At 40.3% G+C, this 22,252-nt stretch carries 15 protein-coding genes and 1 pseudogene; 15 read left to right on the top strand and 1 reads right to left on the bottom strand.

Features of this window, described 5'->3' with window-relative positions; translation table 11 throughout:
- Nucleotides 1–200: 200 nt before the first annotated feature.
- The gene (locus HT714_RS03480) at nt 201–6,335 is read left to right on the top strand and encodes a ZmpA/ZmpB/ZmpC family metallo-endopeptidase (protein WP_173227288.1); all 6,135 of its coding nucleotides are present in this window, start codon (nt 201–203) and stop codon (nt 6,333–6,335) included.
- 198 nt (nt 6,336–6,533) lie between these two features.
- On the top strand, nt 6,534–6,914 hold the full coding sequence (locus HT714_RS09630; RefSeq protein ID WP_240146928.1) for a hypothetical protein: 381 nt from the start codon (nt 6,534–6,536) through the stop codon (nt 6,912–6,914).
- A 63-nt stretch (nt 6,915–6,977) separates the two neighbouring features.
- Here HT714_RS09630 and HT714_RS03470 read toward each other — a convergent pair.
- Nucleotides 6,978–7,233 (bottom strand): annotated as a pseudogene (locus HT714_RS03470) (ISL3 family transposase); the annotation flags it as partial.
- Between the two features lie 530 nt (nt 7,234–7,763).
- On the opposite strand from HT714_RS03470, the gene HT714_RS03465 reads away from it, so the two are divergent.
- From HT714_RS03465 to HT714_RS03405, 13 genes are all read left to right on the top strand, one after another.
- Nucleotides 7,764–14,789: a YSIRK-type signal peptide-containing protein gene (locus HT714_RS03465; RefSeq protein WP_173251495.1), complete on the top strand. Its 7,026-nt coding sequence runs from the start codon at nt 7,764–7,766 to the stop codon at nt 14,787–14,789.
- 163 nt (nt 14,790–14,952) lie between these two features.
- Nucleotides 14,953–15,243 carry a 30S ribosomal protein S6 gene (rpsF, locus tag HT714_RS03460; protein ID WP_166731100.1) on the top strand — a complete coding sequence of 97 codons (291 nt, stop codon included), beginning with the start codon at nt 14,953–14,955 and terminating at the stop codon, nt 15,241–15,243.
- Nucleotides 15,244–15,254: 11 nt separating this feature from the next.
- Nucleotides 15,255–15,725, top strand: a complete 471-nt coding sequence (gene ssbA / locus HT714_RS03455) for a single-stranded DNA-binding protein SsbA (protein ID WP_112444282.1) — start codon at nt 15,255–15,257, stop codon at nt 15,723–15,725.
- A 31-nt stretch (nt 15,726–15,756) separates the two neighbouring features.
- On the top strand, nt 15,757–15,996 hold the full coding sequence (rpsR, locus tag HT714_RS03450; protein WP_000068664.1) for a 30S ribosomal protein S18: 240 nt from the start codon (nt 15,757–15,759) through the stop codon (nt 15,994–15,996).
- A gap of 266 nt (nt 15,997–16,262) precedes the next feature.
- Nucleotides 16,263–16,766: a GNAT family N-acetyltransferase gene (locus tag HT714_RS03445; RefSeq protein ID WP_173225478.1), complete on the top strand. Its 504-nt coding sequence runs from the start codon at nt 16,263–16,265 to the stop codon at nt 16,764–16,766.
- A gap of 81 nt (nt 16,767–16,847) precedes the next feature.
- Nucleotides 16,848–18,248, top strand: coding sequence for a bifunctional Cof-type HAD-IIB family hydrolase/peptidylprolyl isomerase (locus HT714_RS03440; protein ID WP_100104449.1), 1,401 nt, complete (start codon nt 16,848–16,850; stop codon nt 18,246–18,248).
- A 1-nt stretch (nt 18,249) separates the two neighbouring features.
- Nucleotides 18,250–18,609: a S1 RNA-binding domain-containing protein gene (locus HT714_RS03435; RefSeq protein ID WP_119942147.1), complete on the top strand. Its 360-nt coding sequence runs from the start codon at nt 18,250–18,252 to the stop codon at nt 18,607–18,609.
- 53 nt (nt 18,610–18,662) lie between these two features.
- Nucleotides 18,663–19,412, top strand: a complete 750-nt coding sequence (locus tag HT714_RS03430; protein ID WP_119942151.1) for a tRNA1(Val) (adenine(37)-N6)-methyltransferase — start codon at nt 18,663–18,665, stop codon at nt 19,410–19,412.
- Nucleotides 19,402–19,686 carry a GIY-YIG nuclease family protein gene (locus HT714_RS03425; RefSeq protein ID WP_173225475.1) on the top strand — a complete coding sequence of 95 codons (285 nt, stop codon included), beginning with the start codon at nt 19,402–19,404 and terminating at the stop codon, nt 19,684–19,686. Before HT714_RS03430 ends, HT714_RS03425 begins: the two co-directional genes overlap by 11 nt.
- An 85-nt stretch (nt 19,687–19,771) precedes the next feature.
- The gene (locus HT714_RS03420) at nt 19,772–20,707 is read left to right on the top strand and encodes a manganese-dependent inorganic pyrophosphatase (protein ID WP_173225472.1); all 936 of its coding nucleotides are present in this window, start codon (nt 19,772–19,774) and stop codon (nt 20,705–20,707) included.
- 86 nt (nt 20,708–20,793) lie between these two features.
- Entirely contained in the window at nt 20,794–21,306 is a 513-nt protein-coding gene (locus tag HT714_RS03415) for a YiiX/YebB-like N1pC/P60 family cysteine hydrolase (protein ID WP_173225469.1), read from the top strand.
- Nucleotides 21,290–21,940, top strand: a complete 651-nt coding sequence (locus HT714_RS03410) for a DUF1803 domain-containing protein (RefSeq protein WP_173213523.1) — start codon at nt 21,290–21,292, stop codon at nt 21,938–21,940. Before HT714_RS03415 ends, HT714_RS03410 begins: the two co-directional genes overlap by 17 nt.
- Before the next feature lie 99 nt (nt 21,941–22,039).
- Entirely contained in the window at nt 22,040–22,231 is a 192-nt protein-coding gene (locus HT714_RS03405; RefSeq protein ID WP_024478880.1) for a CsbD family protein, read from the top strand.
- Nucleotides 22,232–22,252: the final 21 nt, after the last annotated feature.

The raw sequence follows: 22,252 nt of genomic DNA, 5'->3' as shown, positions 1-22,252 counted from the left end.
AAAAATTTTGAGAAAAGTGTGGTGGGAACTTTGGCTCAGCTTCTTTCAAATCAGTTAATTACTTAGTTACTTGATTTTCCATATCCATTCAATTGCATATCAATTCCTAGAATCTTTTAAAAAGTTTATGTATAATGGGAAGAGTTGTATGTTTTACTATAAATGAATACACTAATTTAAAAATGCAAAAAGAGGGGAATATGAATTTCAAAACTAGTGGAGAAGAAAGACAGAACTTCTCGTTAAGAAAATTGGCAGTTGGCCTTGTATCTGTAGCTGTTGCGTGTTTCTTTTTGATGGGAACTGCCCTACAAACTGTATCTGCCCAGGAATCTCATACCGTTAGCTATAATTACGTTTTAGAGTCGGATTTAACTGATGAAGAGAAGACTCTCTTGGTTACATCCCTACCACAAGTAGCGGAAGAAACAGACGCTACCTACTATCTGGTTTATCGAGCAAATCAAGTATTGCCCAATACGGGGACTAGCTCTCCATTAGGGACTGTTGCCTTGGTGGCAGGTCTTAGTTTATTGGTCGTAGTAGTTCTTAAGGGGCGTGATGGCAAGAGCAAGATTAGTCGATTCTTGTTAGTAAGCGGTCTAGGCAGTCAGTTGCTGTCTCCAACTGCTCTTGCTTTGACTAGCGAGACACTAGCTGCCTATAACACCCAACTATCGGTCCAGGCAGGAGATGCCTTGCCAGCTCCGGTTGATATTCCTGGTTATACTTATCTAGGATATGTGGAAAATAAGCCAGCTCTTTCTGTACCGATAACTAGCAAACCAGCAGAATCTACTGGAAAGGAAGAATTTAAATCAGAAAACATTCAATCTCAAGAAGTGGCTACTACTCATTCAGCAGCTTTGACTATTAGAACTGAATTTGTCAAGCAGTCAAATGACAGCAAGTCTAACATAAAAAATGAAGATAGCTCAGCAGTAACGACTGTGTATCCTAAAAATAAGGCTACTAGTCAGCAAGCGAAAGTTATTCAGAGTCAGGATAGTAAGGATAGTCATGCTGTAAAAGATGAGAAACCAGACCAAAAACAAGGACTGGATCCAGAATCTGTAACAAATTCAAGCCAAACTGGTGGGAATCAAGAACAGACAAATCCAGTCCAGCCAGCTCCGACAAGACCAAAAACAGAGGGAGAACAAGAGGGAACGCATTCTCATGTAGAGTCTCAGTCGCAAGAGAGTAATGGAACTGTAGTGCAAGCAAAGGGAACTCAAGAACCCGGTCACGAGGGCGAAGCCCTCGTTCAACCAGCGCAACCAGCGTACACAGATCCAATCAGCACTCAAGGTACACAAGAGTCAGGTCATGAAGGCGAGGCTCTAGTCCAAACAGAACCACCGACTTATACAGGTCCAATCAGTACCCAAGGTACACAAGAGTCAGGTCATGAAGGGGAGGCTCTAGTCCAAGCAGAACCACCGACTTATACAGACCCAATCAGCACTCAAGGTACACAAGAGCCAGATCATGAAGGCGAGGTTCTAGTCCAAGCAGAACCACCGACTTATACAGACCCAATCAGCACTCAAGGTACACAAGAGTCAGGTCATGAAGGCGAATCTCTAGTCCAAGCAGAACCACCGACTTATACAGAACCTATCAGCACTCAAGGTACGCAAGAGTTGGGGCACGAGGGAGAAGCACTGGTTCAACCAGCACAACCAGCGTACACAGGCCCAATCAGTACCCAAGGCACGCAAGAGCTAGGTCATGAAGGCGAGGCTCTAGTCCAAGCAGAACCACCGACTTATACAGGCCCCATCAGTACCCAAGGTACGCAAGAGTCAGGTCACGAGGGAGAAGCACTGGTTCAAGCAGAACCACCGACTTATACAGACCCAATCAGCACTCAAGGTACACAAGAGTCAGGTCATGAAGGGGAGGCTCTAGTCCAAGCAGAACCACCGACTTATACAGGCCCCATCAGTACCCAAGGCACGCAAGAGTCAGGTCACGAAGGTGAGGCTGCTGTAGCAGAGGCCCTCCCTGAACTGCCTTTGACAAGTAGTCATCGTACAGTAACAGAAACTATTCCTCATGAAACTGAAGAAATCGAAGATGCGACTATCTTAAAAAATCGCCGAGAAATTGCTCAGAAAGGGAAAGACGGTTTACGTACAATCGAGTATGAAGATTATCTCGTAGATGGTAAGGTAGAAGCTAGTAAGGAAATCTCACGTACAGAACTAGAGCCAACCAAAGAGATTGTCAAGGTTGGTAGTCTTGTTAAAACCAAACCAACAGTTGAAATCACTAATCTTGTTAAAGAGGAGAGCAAAAAAGCAGTAGCAGTCAACTATCACTTAGATGATCCAACGTCTGCTTTTGTTAAGGCTAAGGCCCAAATTTACCAAAATGGAACATTGGTCAAAGAGGTGAATTTGAAAGATCCATCAGTCCAGCAAACGATTGATGGCTTGGACTACTATACTCCTTATACAATTAAGACTTATCTAACCTATAATCTAGGTCAATCTGATCAGGAAAGTACAGAAGTATCGACGAAAGATTTTCAGTTAGACTATAAGAAAATTGAAATCAAAGATATAGATGAAGTCGGTCTCTATGGTAAGGAAGATGGTCACTACCGTCGTTATTTGAATTTATCAGAAATACCAAGTGATTTGTCCCCTTATTTTGTCAAAGTCAAATCAGACAAGATGAAGGAAATGCTGCTACCAGTTAGCTCTATTAAGGAAACAACTGACGGGAAATACAAGATAACCGTTGCCTTTAATGAACTAGTTCAAGAAGAAGGTTCAACATACAAGGATAACTATAGTTTCACAGTTGATAAGCAAAAACAGTCCAAGGATGGAGTTTATACTTCCTTCAAGAAACTGATTGCTGCCATGCAGGACAATCTCGCTGGAACCTTTAAACTTGGAACTGATATGACAGCTGATGAGGTTTCTTTAGCTAAGGGACAAACCAGCTATGTGACAGGAACTTTCACTGGTAATCTTATCGGTGCGAGTGATGGAAAACCGTTTGCGATTTATGACCTTAAAACAGCCTTGTTTGATAACTTGACCAAGGCTACTGTGAAAGATATTGATCTTAAAGCGGTAGCGATTAAGAGTCAAGAAGACACAGCCAGCCTAGCAAAATTGGCTACTAACAGCCAGATTAGTAATGTAGCTGTAGAAGGTCAATTGACAGGTAGCAAGTCAGTTGCAGGTTTGGTAGCCAAGGCTCAAGATACAGAAATAACCAATAGTTCCTTTACAGGTAGCATTCAGGCTAAACATGCGGATTCTTCTCCTTACTATGTGGGAGGTATAGCAGGACTCTTATCTGGTAATAAGGCTAAGATTGATAAGGTAGCTGTTGATGCAAGTATTTCTAGCAATGCCCGCAACAATGACCAACTTGCTGGAGGTATTGTAGGGAAAGTTCAAGGTGGTGCTTTGGTCTCTCATGCGCTAGCAAATGGAACCATTCTCAATACGACAACCTACCCACGCGTCGGAGGTATAGCAGGTTCTACATGGCAAAATGGCCGTATCCATCATGTCGTTAGCATGGTCAATACTGGAGATGGCTATGCCATCACAGGAGACCAATATAAGGGAGCGGACATCGAAGACGCTAGCACTACCGTTGATAACAAGAAGGTAGATCTCTATGCGACCCCAATCACCCAAGATCAGGCTAGAGAAAAGGTTCAGTCATATGGTATGACAGTGACGCTAGACGATACAGGTCAAACACTCAAGCCCAATCAGCACAGTGTGGACTATACTCGGTTAAGCCAAGGCCAAGCTAGTCGAAAAGTTGCTTATCACAATATTGAGAAATTGATGCCTTTCTACAACAAAGAGTTAGTGGTTCACTATGGAAATCAAGTCGATCCTACTGATAAGCTCTACTCCACAGAGCTGCTGGATGTTGTACCAATGAAGAACAATGATATCATCACAGATATTCAGGCCAATAAAGCAGCTATCAATAAGCTTATGTTGCATTTTGCTGATAATACAATCAGCTATCTGGATGTCACCTACAAAGAAGATTTCAAAAATACACAGATTGCAGAATACAGCGTAGCAAGTAAAAACTTTATCTTTACACCGGAGGTCTTTTTATCTGACTATACGAAAGTGACCGATCAAGTTCTAGCAGATTTGCAAGGAGTCGAATATGACTCAGTAGCTATGAGAAGAGTTCTTGGCATTGAGGCAGATACTTCACTTGATCCGCTATATTTGGACAAAGAGTTTGAAAAAGTTAAGGCCAATATCGGTGAACATCTCCGGAAAGTGCTAGCCATGGACAAGTCTATCAATACGATGGGAGATAGTGTAGCAACCTACATCAGCGAAAAAATCGAGAATAACAAGGAAGCTTTCTTGCTTGGTTTGACCTACCTCAATCGCTGGTACAATATCAACTATGATCACATCAATACGAAGGATCTCAATACCTATAAGTTTGACTTTGATGGCAATAGCACAGCTTCAACCCTGGATACCATCATTGCCCTAGGTCAGAGTGGTATGGAAAATCTTAAGGCATCAAATAATCCAAGTGCCTATGAAACAACCCTGGCTGCTGCAAAAGGTCGCAAGACAGTGACTGATTTACTAGAGTCTTACAGAAAACTTTTCCTACCAACTAAAACAAATAATGAATGGTTGAAGACAAATACTAAGGCCTATATCGTAGAGAGTAAGTCGGCTATTCCAGAAGTGCGTACCAAACAAGAGTCAGCTACACCAGATAGTAACTATAGGCTGGGAGTCTATGACCGTATTACGGCACCAAGTTGGAAATTAAAAAATATGCTCCTACCGCTATTGACATTGCCAGAAGAGGATGTTTATGTGATTTCAAACCTTTCTACCTTGGCCTTTGGTGGCTACGAACGCTACCGTGACCGTGTCAATAATACAGTCTTATCCGGAGAAGAACTCCGTCAGTATGTTCGTGGTAAGGTAGACCAGTCAGCTGAATGGCAACGAGACCACTATGATATCTGGTATCATCTTCTTTCACCAGAATACAAAGAAAAACTCTTCCGTTCAGTTATGGTTTCAGATGGCTTTGGTATGAAAGATAGCAATAGCAAGTATTACTGGGCTACCCTGTCTGATAAGGCAATTGCTTCTATTTACAATTTCTTTGGACCTACTGGTAAGTGGTATGGGGAGAGTAAAGGCGCCGGAGCCTATGCCAATGGTTCAGAGGTTCACTATGTCAGCGACCGCTTGTTGGATAAGTACGGAACATCTGTCTATACCCATGAAATGGTTCATAATTCTGACGGACATATTTACTTTGAAGGAAAAGGTCGTCGTGAAGGATTGGGAGCAGAGTTGTATGCCTTAGGACTGTTGCAATCTGCTGACAACCTAGATAAGGATGCTATTGTCTTGAATACTCTCTATAAAGGGGATAAGGATTCCCTAACTCGCTTGCATACTTATGACCCGACAAGTCGCTTCACATCAGCTGCAGCCTTGCAAGAGTATGTTCACGGTATGTACGATGTCTTGTACACCTTGGATGCTATGGAAGCCAATGCCATTCTAACTAAGTCTAATGATGTTAAGAAAAAATGGTTTAGAAAAATAGAGAATTTCTACATTGAGGACAAGTACCATAAACAAACGCATGCTGGAAACTCTGTTCGCCCATTGACAGATGCTGAAGTAAGTAAGCTAACTAGTCTTGATGCCTTGATTGACAATGATATCATCAACCGTCGAGCTTACCGTGATAAGAGTGACTATACTCGTAATGGCTATCATCTTATCAACATGTTCTCACCGATTTATGCTGCCCTCAGCAATCCAAAGGGTGCGCCTGGTGACATCATGTTTAGAAAGACGGCCTATGAATTGTTAGCAGAAAAAGGTTACCAAGATGGGTTCTTACCATATGTATCCAACCAATATGCAGAAGAAGCTAAACGAAATGGTGATATCACCTATTCAGATTGGCACCGAAAAGATGTTGGCCTCATCACTGATAGCCTCGTCTTGAAAAATGTCTTTGACAACCAATACGCTTCATGGGCTGATTTCAAGAAGGATATGTTTCATCAACGTATTCGTAAGCAAGAACAGTTGAAACCAATTACCATTCAGTACGAACTTGGTGTGCCAAACAGTAGCAAGGAGATTACAATCCGTTCAGCTGCCCAAATGCAAGAACTGATCGATCAAGCAGTGGCAAAAGATGTGGCTAACATTGATCGTACGACAAGCCATGCTCCTGCAAGTTGGGTACACTTGTTAAAACAAAAAATCTACAATGCCTACCTACGTAGCACAGATGATTTCAGAGAATCGATTTACAAACAATAAGAAAACTCCCTCAAGCTATCCTGTCTAAGTCAGTCTATCTTGCAGATGGTCAGTCTTTGTGATAGCATAACATAAAGTCCTTTTGATGGGGAACTTGCTAGGAAATCCCCAAGCATTGTAACGGATGAACCACCCTCGCCTTTTTGTGAGGGTGGTTTTCCTTTGTAAGCAGAAAATAAGAGAGAAAGAGTCTATAGCATGTCGAGAATTGTCACCATTCATCCAGCCAAGGAAATCCATCGCTATGGCTTTGAGAGCCCCCAGGTCTATCGAGCACGTATCGCACGACATCTGGGTTTGGAATATGTTTACCTTGTATCGAGTCCTCAGCTTCGTCCTGATTGGAAGAAAGACTTGATTAAGTTAGGGTTTTTAGAAAAAGAACTGATTTTCGTCCCTCATATTTTTTCGGATATGGAGCAGGCGGACTATGGTCAGTCAAAGGCAGAAAATATCGTCCTAGCGGCTCACTATTCACTAGGGAAAGTGGCCCAAAGCTACCGCAAACTATTAGATAGAACTTATAGGATATTGGGAATTCTAGTCACCCTATTGCTCTACTTCTGCTTGGTTTCCTGAATTGCCTATCGGAAAAAAAGAAGAGAAGAGGCCTTAGCTCAGATTTATCCGGAGACTATGACACATCATTTTTAAGCAATGATAGTGCTTAAATTTGAAGGATTCGGCTAAGCATAGAAGTCGTTTCAAGGTAAAGAAACTTAGAAAGTTTTTGAAAGTCAGATTTCTTCATTTTCCATCCGCAATCAGGGAAAGATGGGGCGTCGTAGTCCAGTTTAGCAATGATTTCTTTATGTAAAACTCTATTAACAACATCCATCATTTTGATATTAGGGTCTTTAATGTCCAGTAATTTTGTGATAAAAAGTATTTGTTCCATTTGATTCTTTCTAATGAGTTGTTTAGTTGCTTTTCGTGATAGCTCCTATGGGGCTTTTTTTCTACAACAAAATAGGCTCTATAATCTCTATAGGGGATTTAGCTGCTATAAATATTATGGAGCCAAAAGTTGAAGACACTATGTCTTAACTTTTTTTGATTTCGAAACATCTCCTTATAAGGTAAATTTAAGTTACTGCTGTTATTCTTAGGGGCACGTGTTTCAATACAATACTCTTTAAGCGTATTTAAATTGGTTTTATACTAAAGCATTGATCATCGTTAATGAAAAATAGAAAGATTTCTAATAAAATTAAAAAACACTCATTCAAACTCAATAATTACCAGCTATAATACTTGAACGGAACAAGTGTTAATGTTATAATGAGCTATAGTGTTTAGAATCATATAGCAATCTTTTTTAAGATGTTCTCCTCTTAATATTACTAAAAAATTTAAGGGGGGGGGCTTTTTATTTGCCCTAATGCTTTAAATCAACACGAATAAAATAAATCAAGGAGGTTGAATCTCATGAAGAGAGGTCAACAAGATTTTCGAACGGAGAAATATATTCGTTATGGTATCCGGAAGTATAGCTTTGGAGCAGCATCGGTAGCAATTGCAGCTGGTTTGATGTTTCTTGGAGCTGGTGCGGTATCAGCAACGGAAGTTCAAGGTGCAGAAGCATCAGTAGCTGCAACGTCTCCAGCTGGAAAAACTGATCAAGATACTGCAGAAGCGAAACCTGAGACTACAAAAGCTGCAGAAGTTAAACCAGAAACTAAAGCAGAAGAAGCTCCGAAAGAAGTAGTAGCTCCGAAATTGGATAAGACTCAATTAGAATCTTATGTTAACCAGGTAGCAGAAAATATAGCTGCAGGCAAATATGCAAACAAGACAGACGAAAGTTTGGCTCTTTTGAATGCAGATTTGGAAGCGGCAAAAGCAGCTCTTTCAAGTGCTAATAGTCAAGATGAGTTAAAAGCTGCTTACAACAAACTTGTAACAACTGTAAACTCAAAACTACAAAACAAACCAGTTGAGAAAAAAGCAGCTCCAGCAGTTGATACTACAAATGGTAAAGAAACTGTAGGGAAGAAAGCGGAAAATACTGAGAAAAAATCTGACTCAAACGCAATTGAAAACACTGGTTCTAAAGATGAACGTAATGGTAAAAAACTAGTCCAAGGTTCACACTTACGTTCAGCTAATGAAGGGTACACAGCTGCATCTAAAGAGTTAAGAAAAAAAAATGGTGAATTTCTTGGTTCTACAGGTAAATCTTATCAAGTATTAGATGGGAATAATCAATATAGAATTTATGTTCATGGATATCAATCTGATAACACTGATGTGCGTGCAGCTGCTAATGGAAAAGCTGGGACTAGTGGACGTACAGATATTCCTCTGTCAAAAACAGAAGCTCAGAAACTTGGACGAGAAGCAGAATTATGGAAAGATAAAATTCGTCCTACAGGAAAAGCTAATGGGCCTACAACATGGGGAGCTGGGGGAGCGTATGAATACATAGCTACAGAAATCTATGGTTATACTTATGAACAAGGAAATCATTATGTATATATTACAAATGCTAAAAATCGTTTTAGGTTATCACCGGAAGCAGAAGCAGCAGGATATAGTATTACAGACATAAAACTTACAAATATGGTTCCTGGTACTGTGTATAATGCAAACTCAGATACAGTTGAGGGATATGTAGCATCAAGTCTTCAAAATGGTGTTTATGATATGCGTTACCAAGTTACTGTTACTAAACCAGATAAGTCTACTCAAGTAATTGATTTTCGTAACTTAACAGCAGGATGGGTTGGATGGCAAGATTCATCTGCACCGGTTATTCAAGGGTCTTCTAAGTTAGTTACAATTGGGGATAACGTTAGCCATGATATTAAATATATTGATAACGATGGTGTGACTAGAGATAATCGAACAAACTATACTCGAAATGGTGAAAGGCTAAAAGCAGGATCACAAACAGCTCCGTCAAATAACCGACAAGCATCATTCACCGCAATAGATGGAACTGTACTTACTACAGAATATAGTAAAGAAACTAAAAATTCACCACAAACATTCACAGCGCATACATCCCTAAACGGTGACTATACAGGAAGACAAACTTCGATAAATGATGTTGTACCAGGATTAAATTATGATCCTAAGACAGGGCTGATTACTGGAACAGCAAATGAAGCTGGTATTTTCACAGCAGCTGTTTATGCCAAAGACTACAATAATACAACCAATGCAACAAATCAGGATTGGAATATGTATGGTCAAGAAGCTCATGAAAATATTACAATTGCAGTAGCACCTAAGATTACGGTTAAGAATGTTGAAGCTTACGCAACAAATGTTTCTGTGACAATTTCAAAAGGTGCTAACAAAGCGGAAATTACAATGCCAGATGGAACAGTTACAAAACTTGTAGTTAAAGATGGCAACTGGACAGTAGATGCAGGTACTACTAATACAGCAGTACAAGAAGGTACGGTATTAGGAGTAGCATCTACAACAGAAGATTCAACTCTTAACTTAACTGTAAGACCAGAATCTACAAAATACGTTGGTGTTGATAGTATTGCAGCAAAAGCTACTACAGATAAAGTACGTGCAAATTTACAGCGTGAAGTTGTTAAAGTAAAAGATAAAGATAATAATGAATATACAGCTACTTTCAATAGTGCAACAGGTAAATACAATCTTCCAAATGAAAATGCATATGTACTAAAAGAGAATGTAGATAGAACTACAACATTAACAGAACGTCGTGTCTATACAGATGCAAAAGCAGATGGTAGTGTGGATTACATCGTTTACGAATTTACTCGTACATGGACTACAACTTCAAATGCAGCTACTTTAACAGAAAAAGTTGCAGAAATCCGTAAAAACGGAGAAGTAAAATCGGTGGATGATGTAAGGCGTACAGTTACTACTTTACCAAAAGCTCAGACAGCTGATACAACAGGTGTTACTGTAACTGTGAATTATGATTCAGTAACAGATAAATGGACTGCTTCTGATGGTTCGGCTGTTACTGCAGAAAAATCAAATGCAGGATGGAAGATTTCTACAGATTCTGGATTTAAAGGGTATATTGCATACCGTGAAGCATCTTCCACAGATGTAGCATCAATTCAAAATGCTAAACCAACAGGGACTTCAGCAAGTTATTCAGAAGCAAAAGGTACATCAGTAGACTTAATTAAATCTACTAAAGCAAATGTAGCATTTGCAGATACAATCGATGATAAAACATCAGCAACAGATTCTGATACTATCAAAACAAAAGTAACAGTAACTGCACCAGATGGAAGTGAAAAGGAATTTAATACAGCGCAAACTGAAGAAGCTGCTTACATCCAGGCTCAACGTACTGCTGCTGAAAAAACAAAAGCAGCAACTGCAGCAATTGAGAATTATCAAACTTCAGAAAATGAGCTTGCTCGTCTTCAAGAGTTAGTAGATCGTCAAGTGAAAATCTTAGCGGATGCTGAATCAGCATTAGCTAACTTAAAACTACGCACTATTTCACAAACAGCGCAAGATTTAGCGGAGAAGAAAGTCCAATTAGTAAAAGAATATAAAGCATCATTAGAAGAAAAACTAAATGAAGCGAAAACATCACTACCTATAGCAAAAGCTAAAGTGACTACAGCGCGCCAAGAAGTTTTAGAAGCTGAAAAAACAGTAGAAATAGCACGTGCAGCCCTTAAAACAGCTGCAGAAGCAAACCTAGCTAAAGCTAACGCTTATGTATTATCTCAAAAAGGACGCTACAAAGTAACAGTAAGTGCAGTAGATTCAAACGGTGTTGTAACAACTCCAACAGTAGATGGAACAGATGCAGGTGCAGTAACAGAAGACGCAGTAGCAGAAACAACTTACTACATCGTAGTAACAGATCCAGAGAAATCATCAGGAGCTCAAGGTCAAAAACAAACTGACTCAATGGAAGATAATTTCAATGATGGAAAAGAAGGGACTACAGTATCAGATTACAAATTAGTCAATCCAAAAACAGGAGCTAAAGTTGAATCTGTAACAACTGATCAAGGAACTTACACTGTAGATCCAACGACAGGTGAAGTATCATTTACACCAGTTGAAGGATTTGTTGGAACAGCTACACCGATGAAAGTTTCAGCGAATGTAACATTCAACGATGAATCAGGAACTCCAGTAACAGTAGCGGTAGAAAATGCATATACACCAACTGTATACGGAATTGCACCATCTTCAGATGAGACTACAGGAAAACAAGGACAAACTCAAACTTCTAAATCAGGAAAAGATCGCTTCTCTGAATTAAATACAACAGCTAACACTCCAGATAGAACTAATGTAGACTGGGCAACAGCGGCATACTCACTAGAAGGTGCTAATGAAAAAGGTGAAGTTGAAGTCAAAGGAGAAGGAACGTATTCAATCGATTCAACAACAGGTGTAGTAACATTTAAACCACTTCCAACATTTAAAGGAGAAGGTAAAGGTGTTAATGTACAGGTATCCGTAATGGCAACTGACTCAGAAGGAAATCAAGTTCCAGTTACATCAAAAGGGAAATACACACCAACAGTAACAGGCGTAACCCCAACAGCTAAAGAAGCTACTTCAACAGGAATCCAAGGTGAAAGACAAAAAGGAACACCAACATTCACAGCAGGAGATGTAGAAGTACCTATTAAAGATAATTCAGCAGTTCTTCTTGATAAACAAGGCAATCCAGTAGCTGCAGGAACTGCAGTAAATGCTGAAGATGCAAATGGAAACAAAGTCGGAGAATATACAATTGATCCAACATCAAATACTGTAACATTTACACCAACGGATAAGGCTTATGTGGGTAAAGTATTACCAGCAAATGTACAAGCAGAAGATGTAAATGGAACAACCGTTAAAACAACTTACACTCCAACAATCGTAGGAGTTAAACCAACAGCAACACCTGCAGAATCAACAAATATTCAAGGTGAAGTGCAAACAGGAGTTGTAGCATTTGCTCCAGGTAAGGCGACAATTTCAGGTGTAGAAAAAACAGTAGCAATCAAAGCAGGATCTGCTAAATTAGTAAATGCTGACGGAAGTGTACCAACAGAAGCGACAGTACCAGCCTATAAAGAGGACGGAGTTACTCAAGTAGGAACATACTCAATTGACCCAGCAACAAACACAGTAACATTCACACCGACTGATAAAACTTATACAGGTAAGGTATTACCAGCAAATGTACAAGCGGAAGATGTAAATGGCTCAACTGTTAAAACAACTTACACACCACATATCGTAGGTGTAGCACCGACAGCAGATCCAGCTACATCAACAGATGTACAAGGTGTAGAACAATCTAAAGAAGTAACATTCGTACCAGGTAAAGCGGATGTTAATGGAACTGAAAAAACAGCAGCAATCGATCCTTTATCATATAAGGTACTAGGAGAAAATGGACAACCAGCTGATGAAGTAGAAGCAAAAGATCCAAATGGAAAAGTAGTAGGTAAATTTACAGTTAAGAATGTAGATGGAAAAGCAGTGGCTGTATTTACACCAACTGACAAAACTTATGTAGGAGCTGTTAAACCAGTAACTGTTCAAGCGGCAGATACAAATGGAACGACAGTTACAACAACTTACACACCAACTATTACACCAATCAAACCAACAGGAACTCCAGTAACAACAGAAGGAATTCAAGGTGCTGAGCAAAGTGGAACACCAACATTCACTCAAGGTAGTGACAAAGTTCCAATGAAGATTGATGCAGACCAACCAGCGAAATTAGTAGATCCAGAAACTGGAAATCCAACAGATAAAACAACAATTCCAGCAAAAGACGCTAAAGGAAATACAGTTGGAACATACACAATCAAACCAACCACTGGAGAAGTAACATTCACACCAAATAAAGATTTCGCAGGAACACCAGTACCAGCGATAGTTGAAGCAAAAGATGCGAATGGAACACCAGCGACAGCTAAGTACACACCAACAGTTAAACCTGCGACACCAACAGCAACAGACGCTGTGACAGAAGATGTCCAAGGTGCAACGCAAGAAGCAACTCCAGTATTCATAACAGGGAAAGCAACTGTTAACGGTACAGAAGTAGAAGTTCCATTAGATAACAACGTACCAGCTAAATTAATCGATCCTGCGACTAAACAACCTACAGACGAAAAATCTGTTAAAGTACCAAACGAAGGAACATACACAATTGATGAGACTGGGAAAGTAACATTTACACCAGAAAAAACATTCACAGGTAAAACTGCAGGAATTGATGTACGTCGTGTAGATACAAATGGAACACCAGCAACAGCTAAGTACACACCAGTTGTAAGACCAGCAACACCAACAAGCTCAGATGTAGTAACAACAAATGTTCAAGGTGCAACTCAAGAAGGAACGCCAACATTTAAAGGTGGAAAAGTAGCGATTAACGGTCAAGAAAAAACTGTTGAAATCGATGAAGCTGTAAAACCAAAATTCGATGATGAAACAACAACGAAGACAGTTCCAAACGAAGGAACATACACAATCGATGAGACTGGAAAAGTAACATTCACACCAGAAAAAACATTTACAGGACAAGCTACAGGAGTAACGGTTAAACGTGTTGATACGAACGGAACACCAGTAACAGCTAAATACATACCAGTAGTAATCCCGGTATCACCAACTTCTAAAGATGCTGAATCAGAAGGTCCAAAAGGACAATCTCAAGAAGGAACACCAACATTTACAGGTGGAAAAGTAACACTTAACGGAAAAGAAGTACCAGTAGAAATCGATGAAGCTGTAAAACCAAAATTCGATGATGAAACAACAACGAAGACAGTTTCAGGAGAAGGAACGTACAAAATCGATGAAAATGGAAAAGTAACGTTTACTCCAGAACCAAACTTTGTAGGAAAAGCTACAGGAGTAACGGTTAAACGTGTTGATAAGAACGGAACGCCAGTGACAGCTAAATATATTCCAACTGTTCGCCCAGATACTAGATATGTAGTTATCGAAAAAGATGGCAAAGAAACAGATTTACTTCCACCTAAAGATGGAACTAAACCTTCAGAACAAATTCCAGGCTATAATGTTGTTAGAACTGAAATTGATGAAAAAGGAAATACAAAACACATCTACGAAAAAGTTACAACATCATTTGTAGATGAAAGTGGTAAACCAGTTTCACCAAGCGAAGAGGGTAACCAACCTAAGAAAGACATTCCAGGTTACGAATATGTGAAGACTGTCACAGATTCAAATGGAAATATCAGACATATCTTCCGCAAAGTTGAGATGCCAACTCCAACACCGGTTGAACCGACTCAACCAGCACAACCGGTAGAGCCAGCAACTCCAGCAATACCTGAACAGCCAGCTAAACCTCAAATGCCAGCAACACCTAAATACGTTGATGGTAAAAAAGAATTGCCTAACACAGGTACAGAAGCTAACGCTAGCCTCGCAGCGCTTGGACTTCTTGGATCCCTAAGTGGATTTGGACTTCTTGCTCGCAAGAAAAAAGAGGACTAAAAACGCATAGTTTTTGAGAAGATGATTCGTCATCTTCTTTTTTTATTTCGGTGTTTTTACTTGCGTAAAAAAATTTTTTCTAGTATAATAGTTTATTGTGAGCGAACCTCACTTACCCCTTGCAAAGTCTTGGGGTCATTAGACCAAAAGGAGGAACATATCAATGGCTAAATACGAAATTCTTTATATCATTCGTCCAAACATTGAAGAAGAAGCTAAAAACGCTTTGGTAGCACGTTTTGACTCTATTTTGACTGACAACGGTGCAACTGTTGTTGAATCAAAATCTTGGGAAAAACGTCGTCTTGCATACGAAATCCAAGATTTCCGTGAAGGACTTTACCACATCGTTAACGTTGAAGCAAACGACGATGCAGCTCTTAAAGAGTTTGACCGTCTTTCAAAAATCAACGCTGACATTCTTCGTCACATGATCGTCAAAATTGACGCGTAAGAAGGTAAACTATGATTAACAATGTTGTACTTGTAGGGCGTATGACACGTGACGCTGAGTTGCGTTATACCCCATCGAATGTAGCAGTTGCGACTTTTACTCTTGCAGTAAACCGTACATTTAAGAGTCAAAATGGCGAACGTGAGGCTGATTTTATCAATGTCGTTATGTGGCGCCAACAGGCTGAAAACCTTGCTAACTGGGCTAAAAAAGGCTCACTTATCGGGGTGACAGGTCGTATCCAGACTCGTAGTTACGATAACCAGCAAGGACAACGTGTCTACGTGACAGAGGTCGTGGCTGAGAATTTCCAAATGTTGGAAAGCCGTAGTGTGCGTGAGGGTCATACAGGTGGAGCTTACTCTGCACCAACTGCAAACTATTCAGTGCCTACAAATTCAGTACCAGACTTTTCACGTGATGAAAATCCATTTGGAGCAACAAATCCATTGGATATTTCAGATGATGATTTACCATTCTAATGGACAACTAAAATTATAAAGGAGAAAAAACATGGCTCAACAACGTCGTGGCGGATTCAAACGCCGTAAAAAAGTTGATTACATCGCAGCAAACAAAATTGAATATGTTGATTACAAAGATACTGAGCTTCTTAGCCGTTTCGTTTCAGAACGTGGGAAAATCCTTCCTCGTCGTGTAACAGGAACTTCAGCTAAAAACCAACGTAAAGTAACAACAGCTATCAAACGCGCTCGCGTAATGGCTTTGATGCCTTTCGTAAACGAAGATTAAAGAAAAGACCCGGTTGGGTCTTTTTTTCAGGTCCGGGTGGACCTCTTTTTCAGACCCCGACGGGTCTTTTTTTCACGAGCCTTGAAATGAGAATGCGAGTTGGGTCCAGTGGACCTCTTTTTCATGAGCCTTGAAATGAGAGAGCGAGTTGAGGTCCAGTGGACCTCTTTTTCAGACCCGGTTGGGTCTTTTTTCACTAGATAGTTTTTTTCTGACCTTGGCGTGCTATAATGGTAATAGAAAGAGTAAAGGTGGGTGAGTCAAAGATGAATTGTACGATTAGAAATATGATTAAGTCTGATATTGAATCCTTATCTCATGGATTTATGAATCAAGGTTGGCCTGGTAGAGAGGAGATTTTAACTCGATACTTCAAGGAGCAGGAAAGTGGAGAGAGAGAAGTCTTAGTTGCAGAGATTGATGGTGCTGTAGCGGGCTACGTTACCATTTTGCCCTCTGCTAAACATGGTCCTTTTGCAGAAGTCTATCCAGAATTATCAGATTTTAATGTGTTTGAGCCTTTTAGAAATCAAGGGATTGGGAATCAATTGCTAGAAGAAGCAGAAAAACGAGTCAAGTTTGTTTCGAGTAAGGTCACTCTTGGTGTAGGTTTGCACTTAGGCTATGGCCCTGCCCAGAGATTGTATATCAGACGGGGCTACATTCCAGATGGGACAGGTGTCTGGTATCGAAATCAACCCTTGGAAATGAATGCAACTAGCCAAAATAATGATGATTTGGTTTTGTATCTAGTAAAAGAATTCGGATAAGAGACAAGGATTTTATTGGGGATGTGGGATTTCTCTACTTTATGGTATAATGGAAAGAGTTAGATTGAAAGAGGTAGTGAGATGGATGCCAAATTAAGATATAAGGCAAAGAAGATCAAGATTGTCTTTTTTGATATTGATGATACATTGCGGAATTCCAAGACAGGTTTTATTCCGGCTTCAATCCCAGCTGTTTTTAAGCAATTACGTGAGAAAGGAATTTTGACAGGTATTGCTTCTGGACGAGGGATTTTTGGTGTCGTGTCAGAAATTCGTGAACTGAATCCTGACTTTTTTGTGACCTTAAATGGGGCTTATATCGAAGATAAAAAAGGTCAGGTTATTTATCAACATCAGATTGAGAAGTCAGATGTTGAGGAGTATATCTCTTGGGCCAAGCAAGAGGAAATAGAGTATGGCTTGGTTGGGAGTCATGATGCCAAGTTGTCTATTCGTACAGATATGATTAGTGAGGCTATCAATCCAATTTATCCTGATTTAGATGTGGATCCAGATTTCCATGAGAAAGAAGAAATCTATCAGATGTGGACTTTTGAAGATAAGGGAGATGACTTGCACTTGCCTGACAGTCTCTCAGACAAACTTCGCATGGTTCGTTGGCATGAGCATTCGTCTGATATTGTGCCAATTTCAGGCTCCAAAGCGACGGGTGTGGAAAAGGTTGTGGAACACCTTGGTTTGAAACCAGAGAACGTCATGGTTTTTGGAGATGGGCTCAACGACTTGGAACTCTTTGATTATGCTGGAATCAGCGTTGCCATGGGAATTTCTCATGATAACATCAAAGAAAAAGCAGATTATATTACAAAAACATTAGAAGAAGATGGCATTTTTGATGCCTTAGAAGGATTTGGTATGGTAGAAAAAGAATTGCATTTCCCACAAGTAGACATTGAAACAGTAGAAGGTCCTATCGCGACTATTAAGACCAATCACGGAGACTTGCGTATCAAGCTTTTCCCTGAACATGCTCCTAAAACAGTGGCTAACTTTGTAGCTCTTTCAAAAGATGGTTACTATGATGGTGTCATTTTCCATCGTATTATCAAGGACTTTATGATTCAAGGTGGAGACCCAACTGGAACTGGTATGGGTGGCGAGTCCATCTACGGCGAATCATTTGAGGATGAATTCTCAGAAGAACTTTACAATATCCGTGGTGCCCTTTCTATGGCCAATGCAGGTCCAAATACCAACGGCAGCCAGTTCTTTATCGTGCAAAATCAACATTTGCCTTATTCTAAGAAAGAAATTGCTCGTGGTGGTTGGCCAGAACCGATCGCAGAAATCTATGCTAACCAAGGTGGGACACCTCACCTAGACCGCCGTCACACGGTTTTTGGACAGTTAGCTGATGAAGCATCTTACGCTGTCTTGGATGCCATTGCTGCTGTTGAGACAGGGGCTATGGACAAGCCAGTTGAAGATGTCGTGATTGAAACAATTGAAATCGAGGACTAAGATGAAAATCGGTGATAAGCTAAAGGGGCGTATTACAGGGATTCAGCCCTACGGTGCCTTTGTTGAGCTAGAGACGGGTGATACGGGGCTGATTCACATTTCAGAGATTCGGACAGGCTTTATTGAAAATATCCATGAAGCCTTGAAAGTCGATGAAGAGGTTCAGGTTCAGGTAGTAGATTTAGATGAATTTACAGGGAAAGCTAGTCTTTCTATCCGCACTTTGGAGGAAGAAAAGCACCAGTTTCCGAGACGGAGACGCTTTTCAAGCGACCGTTTTAACTACGGCTTTGCGCCTCTTAAACGAATGATGCCAATTTGGACTAGAGAAGCCTTGCACCATTTAAAAAAGAAGAAGTAGTTTAGAATTTTATATTTTTTGTAATGTTAATATAAATCTGCTATAATAGAACCATGGAAGAAGAACAATTATTAAAATCAGGGGAGCGCATTAACCAGCTCTTCTCAACAGATATCAAAATCATTCAAAATAGAGAGGTTTTTAGCTATTCGGTGGATAGTGTTCTCTTGTCACGTTTTCCACGTTTTCCTAAAAAGGGCTTGATAGTGGATTTCTGCGCTGGAAATGGAGCAGTGGGGCTATTTGCTAGCACTCGTACTCAGGCACAGATTTTGGCTGTTGAGATTCAGGAGCGTTTGGCGGATATGGCTGAGCGCTCTGTCCGTTTGAATGGATTAGAGGAGCAGATGCAGGTCATCTGTGATGATTTGAAAAATATGCCTGCTTACATCCAGGGAAGTAAGGTGGATATGATTTTGTGTAATCCGCCCTATTTCAAGGTGGATCCTCATTCCAACTTAAATGAGAGTGAACATTATCTCTTGGCGCGCCATGAAATCACGACCAATTTGCAGGAAATCTGTCGTAGTGCCCAGAGTATTCTCAAGTCTAATGGACGGTTGGCCATGGTTCATCGTCCTGACCGACTCTTGGACATTCTGGATACGTTACAACGGCATAATCTAGCCCCTAAGCGTCTGCAATTTGTCTATCCAAAAAAAGAAAAGGAAGCCAATATGCTCTTGATTGAAGCTATCAAGGATGGTTCAACAAGTGGCTTTAAGGTCTTACCACCTCTCATTGTTCACAATGATGATGGCTCTTATACGCCGGAACTCGAAGAGATTTATTATGGATTATAAGGCTTATATGTATGTGCTGGAGTGCCGTGATGGTTCCTACTATACGGGTTATACCACTGACGTGAGGAGACGCCTTGCTGTCCACAATAGTGGGAAGGGAGCCAAGTATACTAGGGCTCGCTTACCAGTGAAACTTATTTATGCAGAAGGATTTGCCAGTAAGGAAGAAGCCATGTCGGCAGAAGCCCTTCTCAAGCGTAAGAAGAGGCCACAGAAGGAAATATTTTTATCTGAAAATCAAGATAGAAATTTACTCAGTTATTTTGAAGAGTAGCGGGGAGTCCTTTGACTCCTCTTACTTTTGTCAAAAAGCGAAAAAAATGCTACAATAAAGAGAATAAACAAAATGAGGTATTATCATGTCTAAGATTCTAGTATTTGGTCACCAAAATCCAGACTCAGATGCCATCGGGTCATCTGTAGCTTTTGCCTACCTTGCAAAAGAAGCTTACGGTTTGGATACGGAAGCTGTTGCCCTTGGAACTCCAAATGAAGAAACAGCCTTTGTCTTGAACTATTTTGGTGTGGAAGCACCGCGTGTTATCACTTCTGCTAAAGCAGAAGGCGCAGAGCAAGTTATCCTGACTGACCACAATGAATTCCAACAATCTGTATCAGATATCGCTGAAGTAGAAGTTTATGGTGTGGTGGACCACCACCGCGTGGCTAACTTTGAGACTGCAAGCCCACTTTACATGCGTTTGGAGCCAGTTGGTTCAGCGTCTTCAATCGTTTACCGTATGTTCAAAGAACATGGTGTAGCTGTGCCTAAAGAGATTGCTGGTTTGATGCTTTCAGGTTTGATTTCAGATACCCTTCTTTTGAAATCACCAACAACACACCCAACAGATAAGGTTATTGCTCCTGAATTGGCTGAATTAGCTGGTGTCAACTTGGAAGAGTATGGTTTAGCTATGTTGAAAGCTGGTACAAACTTGGCTAGCAAATCTACTGACGAATTGATTGACATCGATGCTAAAACTTTTGAATTGAACGGAAATAATGTCCGTGTTGCCCAAGTGAACACAGTTGACATCGCTGAAGTCTTGGAACGTCAAGCAGAAATTGAAGCTGCAATGCAAGCTGCTAACGAAGCAAACGGTTACTCTGACTTTGTCTTGATGATTACAGATATCGTCAACTCAAACTCAGAAATCTTGGCTCTTGGTGCCAATATGGGCAAGGTCGAAGCGGCTTTCAACTTCAAACTTGAAAACAATCATGCCTTCCTTGCTGGTGCCGTTTCACGTAAGAAACAAGTGGTACCTCAATTGACTGAAAGCTTTAATGCTTAAGATTTTGGGTGTCAGTTCAAAATCGGAAAGGCTAGTTTGCCTTATATCGAAAGGAGTTTCGGCTCCTTTTTTTCTAGGAGTGAAGCATGTTAGAAACTGGTGATTTGATTTTTGTGAGAGATGAGTCGGACATGGGGCAAGCCATCCAGATTTCAACAGGTAACTATAGCCATGTTGCTATTTATTTGGATGGGATGATTTATCATGCTAGTGGACAGGCGGGTGTTGTTTGTCAGGAATCAGCAGACTTCTTTGAGTCTAATCACTTGTACGACCTCTATGTCTACCCAGAAATGGATATCCAGTCGGTGAAGGAAAGAGCTTGTAAACATCTAGGGGCACCCTACAATGCTTCTTTCTATCCAGATGGAGAAGGTTTTTACTGTTCTCAGTATATGGTAGAAATCCTCCCCATTTTTGAAACTATTCCCATGAAATTTGGTGATGGGGAGCAGGACATTAGTGATTTTTGGAGAGAGTATTATAGAGAACTAGGTCTGCCTGTTCCTCTGAACCAAGCTGGGACCAATCCTAGTCAGTTGGCAACATCACCTCTGTTAGAATGTAAAGAAAGGAATCTTCATGATTCAGATTTTTAATCCATCTCGTTTGACGAGACAGCCATTTTTTGGAGAATTGATCCGCTATCTGGACCAGCATGAGGATGTGATTCTACGGGAAATTAAGACTCAATTTCCAGATGTAGCAGTTGACAAACTCATGGAAGAGTATATAAAAGTGGGCTTGGTTCGTCGGGAAAATAAGCGTTATTACCTCAATCTTCCTATGCTTGAATCACTCGATAGTCTCGAACTGGATCAAGAGATTTTTGTCAGCGAAGATAGCCCGGCCTATCAAGCTTTGTTGGAGCAGAGTTTTGAGACAGAATTGCGCAATCAAACCAATGCAGCTATTTTAGTTGAAAAAACAGATTTTGCGCGGACTAAAATGACCCTGTCTAATTATTTCTACAAGGTCAAACATCAGTATCCTTTGACAGAAAAACAGCAGGAACTTTATGACATTTTGGGAGATGTTAATCCTGAGTATGCCCTCAAGTATATGACGACTTTTTTGTTGAAATTTCTCAAAAAAGACCAGCTTATGCAGAAACGCCGAGACATCTTTGTGGATAGTTTAGTTGTCCTAGGTTATATTGTCCAAAATGAAGATGGAAAGTATGAGTTGGCCGTTGATTTTGACAAGGAGAGATTAACTTTCTATTTAGTGTGATTGCTTTTTCTGAGCACATTGTTTGACTTTATCTATCGATAAGTTTATACTAATGTAACCGATAACACATATCGGAATAGAACTAAAGGAGACAATCATATGTCACTTGAAAACAAATTGGAACAAGCAACAGGTGCTGTCAAAGAAGGTTTTGGTAAAGTTACTGGAGACAGCAAGACAGAACTTGAAGGAGCTGTTGAAAAAACAGTTGCTAAGGCAAAAGAAGTAGTTGAAGATGCTAAAGGTGCTGTAGAAGGTGCCGTTGAAGGTTTGAAAAACGCTTTTAAATAAAAATAGAAAAAATCAAGGGTT

The organism is Streptococcus sp. 3705 (assembly GCF_013277145.1).
Lineage (GTDB): Bacteria > Bacillota > Bacilli > Lactobacillales > Streptococcaceae > Streptococcus.
The sequence above is the reverse complement of the archived record's forward strand: the minus strand, read 5'-3'. Positions and strand labels throughout refer to the sequence as shown.